The following is a 4002-nucleotide window of genomic DNA, read 5'->3' as shown; positions in this document are numbered from 1 at the left end:
TTTCCTTTTTATTCAAACAGGGATAAACAAGTTTAGCCATTCAGTAAAAGTACACACTGTTTTACGCCATTTAATTCTATATCCGGTGACGAGAAGTAATCGTTTAGCAGGGAAATAAAAAAATGTCATTCTGAGGGAGTCCTCGAAAGAAGAATCTCAATGCAGATCCTTCGTATCCTCAGGATGACAAGTGTGGGATGAGTGATGGTAAGGGAGCTTCAGAATCAGTGGAATCGGTTAAATTAAGAAGGAAGAAGTTGAAAGCTAGGTTTGGAAATGGCACTATTTTTCCGATTTTTCTTAATATTTACTTGTATAATGAAACGAATACGCAATATTTGAGAAAAAATGTTTACCTTATCTTTACCTTTTTAAAAATTTATGTAGGAAAATCAGGTGATTATTTTACTTTTACTTAACCTTTTTAAATTTTTTATGTAATTTTTACAGTATTTGAAAGCGGTTAATTGCTATATATGATGTTTGATGGAGAAAATTATTTTAATAATATTTAGAATTAATGAGTAATCTTATGCAAAACAATTTTTTGTATAACGACGTGCTACAGGAGATGGAAGAAGCGACACGGTACATACCAACTTTAGCTGCCCACGTAAGCTTATTATATGGCTAAAGCCTGAATTAGCTGGCTTTGTTTAAGCCCCACCATGAATGGCGGGGTTACTAAGTAAAAGAAAGAGGAAAACCGTTATATATGATGTTTGATGGCTGACGGATAATGGTTGATGAAGAAAAATATTTTAATAATATTTTGAAGCAGTGAGTCATCCTACACAAAATTTTTTATTGTATAAACAAGTGCTACAGGATGTGGAAAAATCGACATGATACAGACCAACTTTAGCCACCCACATTAGTTTATTTTAGGGCTAAAGCCCGAACCCGCTGGATTTGTTTAATCCCCACCTGAATGGCGGGGTTACTACGTAAAAGAAAGAGGTAAACCGTTATATATTATGTTTGATGGATGATGGATAATGGAAAAAATTATAATAAAACAGAATGCTATAGCACACGGATAGCACGGATTTGCTGGATTTTAACGGGTAGGATCTAGCATCAAAAACTTTAGAAAGACTAGAACAAAAAACAATAAGAAAGCTGAGTAAACTTTTTGACAAAAAGATAAAAGTAATACAAATAAAAATGAATGATGATTATGTTACATCTGTTACAATGATATTTGATGAGAACTTAATAATACAGGAAAAGAAGCCCTGAGTTGTGAGTTTTTAGTTTTTAGTCCCGATTCACGGGATCTACGCTTCGCTGCGATGTTGAGTGTTTAGTTAGAAAAATTGAGAAATCAGAAAACAGAAATCAGAAAATAGAATAGCCAAGTTACATAGTCTTTAGTTGTGAATGTGAAACGACAAAGGTAAGACGAAAATGTAAAATGACAGAATACGGAATAAAGAAGATTAAACACAGAAGGAGAATTCGTTAATAAAGAAACGTCAGATGTCAAACGGAAGAAAACAGAACTCAGAAATCAGAAAATAGTATAACCAAGTTACATAGTTTTTAGTGTTGAGTGTTTAGTCCCGATTCTCGGGAGCTTTACTTCTCTTTTGTGTTATAGATGATGAAGAGAATTGTTTTTAAAAACCTGTCCTACTTACAGCAGACAGAAAAAATAAGCTTGTTCTATGGCTAAAGCCTGAATTATCTGGGCTTGTGTAATCCCCACCATGAATGGTGGGGTTACTAAATAAAATTATAGTTAAAGTTTCTTTATAACTTTTGCCGACACACCTGCTACAATAGCATTCGCCGGAACATCTTTGGTAACTACTGAACCGGCACCTATGATTGAATTTTCACCAATCGTAATGCCACACATTATTGTTGATGATGAACCAATTGATGCACCCTTTTTGATAAATGTTTCTTCCACTTTCCAATCGGTTTCGGTCTGCATGCTTCCATCCAAATTTGTGGCATGCGGATAAACAAATGTACCAACCTTAGTATTATCATCAATTGAGCAGCCATAAAGATTAACGAAATCAAAAATCTTTACATCTTTACCGAGTTTTACATTATTGATGTTTTTCTTTTCCATTTTTACTCCTATTTTTTTGTGACAAAGGGACAAAGTGAAAAAGGGACAAGATGAAACTTCTGAAAAATCCAATATATTATTCCTGCGAAAGCACATAGCCCGGCAAGCCGCAATGCTTGATGTATGATGTATGATGTATGATGTAAAAATTATTTAAAATATCTTGACTTGCCCGAAGCAAGCAGGCACAAAAAAAAATTTACATGTCAATACTATCAGCGTCAACTTAAGAATATTAATTTCTGATTAATTAATTGCTAATTATTTTATTTTTCAGTTTAATAAGCATTTTTATTATATCATGCCTACGGCATTTTGCTCTATTTTGTCTTTACATTTCTACAAATATATCATCCCCCTGGGATGAAGAAATATACATCCGAATAGGCTTGCCTGCTGCATATAGGCGTCTACCTAAGGAAATTTTGTACTTGAATAGCTCCGGCATTTATGCCATAGTATCGTAATCCTCAAAAAATCCTGGACTTTAGTCCAACCTACTTGCAGTAGGCAAGTACAATCCTAAGGTTGGGCTAAAGCCCTAAATTCTTGGAGAATATTTTTTCCCCGAGTCGGTTATCTTGCTCTGTTTTTTATCTAATTTCCCACGAATAAATTCGTGGGTTGCCTTTAACTTTCTATTTTCACACAGCCTCTTTAAGACGTGGGATAGATGGAACACCAAACTCTTGGCTTTAGCCCAAAACGGGCTGTTTTTTGTGGCTAAAGCCGATATTTATTTTATCATCCACGACCTGAAGGTCGTGGCTATTCAACTAAAAAATTTGCGTAAGGTGACTTATTAATTGTGTTTCTAATTATAGCCGTGAACTTAGAGCTATATAAAAATTGTATGAATTCTTTATTATGATTTCTTCCTGCCCCCGGACCCTCTCAAACTATAAAACTGAAATTTATAATTGATATTTAGAATGACAATATTGATTTATCAATTCAACATTCTTCAATAATGATGGGGTAAGTTTCAATGATTTAATAAAAATATTTTTTATAACTTCCGGAATATATTCGTGTACAATTGAATTTCTAAGCTCGCGCATCTCTATCATTATAACTGCGTCTTCAATTAATTTTTTCTTTTCGGCAAGATTAATTGAATCTCTAACAGTATTAACATCATCAAGATCAATCGAATGAATTGATCTAAATATTTTTTGCAGAATAATGTCATTTAGTCTTGCAAAACGTGAAGTAAGATTTTCGAATACATCTAATTCTTTTTGCGAATATTCCTTTATAATGCCCACCTTACAACATTTTTTATAACTATAATAAAGAATTGAAGATGCGTCATTCATTAATTTCAATTCACTTTTAAGCAGTATTATCTTTTTATTCATGAATCAAATCCAAATAAGTGTTATTTATAAATAAATGTATCTGTTTTCTGTTTAGAGTTCAATTCAACAGCCATTATAACGATCTTCCCAACATCCAAAAGCAAGAAAGTACAGCAGACAGGTTTTGAGCAGGACCATTCATGCTAATTTTACTGATGAATCAAATATTAGATCAACGAAGGGGTCGGATTTATCGTGCGTTATTATTAAATCAATTTTTTGATCTCCTAGAATTTCTTTGAGTTCAATTTTAATTCTTAGATTATCGTCAAATGTTAGATTATCCGAAAAAACAAGTAGGTCAATATCCCCGCCTCTTTTTTTATCATCTGCACGTGAGCCGTACAAATGTACCTTGGCAAATTTATCATATTTTGCAATAACCGAGTTAATTGCTGTAATTTCTTTTTTAGCTAATCGCATTTATTAAATTCATTGTATTATTGATAGGAAATAATATAACATTTTTCAAATCAAATCAATCTTTTCCTCGTTTCTATTTGTTGGCATCAGCCGATTGGTGCATACCGGCTATACTATTGCAGTATTATCCAA

Annotated in this window: 3 protein-coding genes; all 3 read right to left on the bottom strand. The window is 33.0% G+C overall.

Features of this window, described 5'->3' with window-relative positions:
• Positions 1-1744: 1744 nt before the first annotated feature.
• On the bottom strand, positions 1745-2086 hold the full coding sequence (locus NTX22_07520) for a DapH/DapD/GlmU-related protein (protein MCX6150351.1): 342 nt from the start codon (positions 2084-2086) through the stop codon (positions 1745-1747).
• A gap of 914 nt (positions 2087-3000) precedes the next feature.
• Positions 3001-3447, bottom strand: a complete 447-nt coding sequence (locus NTX22_07515) for a hypothetical protein (protein ID MCX6150350.1) — start codon at positions 3445-3447, stop codon at positions 3001-3003.
• 138 nt (positions 3448-3585) lie between these two features.
• Positions 3586-3870 carry a nucleotidyltransferase domain-containing protein gene (locus tag NTX22_07510; GenBank protein ID MCX6150349.1) on the bottom strand — a complete coding sequence of 95 codons (285 nt, stop codon included), beginning with the start codon at positions 3868-3870 and terminating at the stop codon, positions 3586-3588.
• Positions 3871-4002: the final 132 nt, after the last annotated feature.

This window comes from Ignavibacteriales bacterium, from assembly GCA_026390815.1.
GTDB lineage: Bacteria > Bacteroidota > Ignavibacteria > Ignavibacteriales > SURF-24 > JAPLFH01.
The sequence above is the reverse complement of the archived record's forward strand: the minus strand, read 5'-3'. Positions and strand labels throughout refer to the sequence as shown.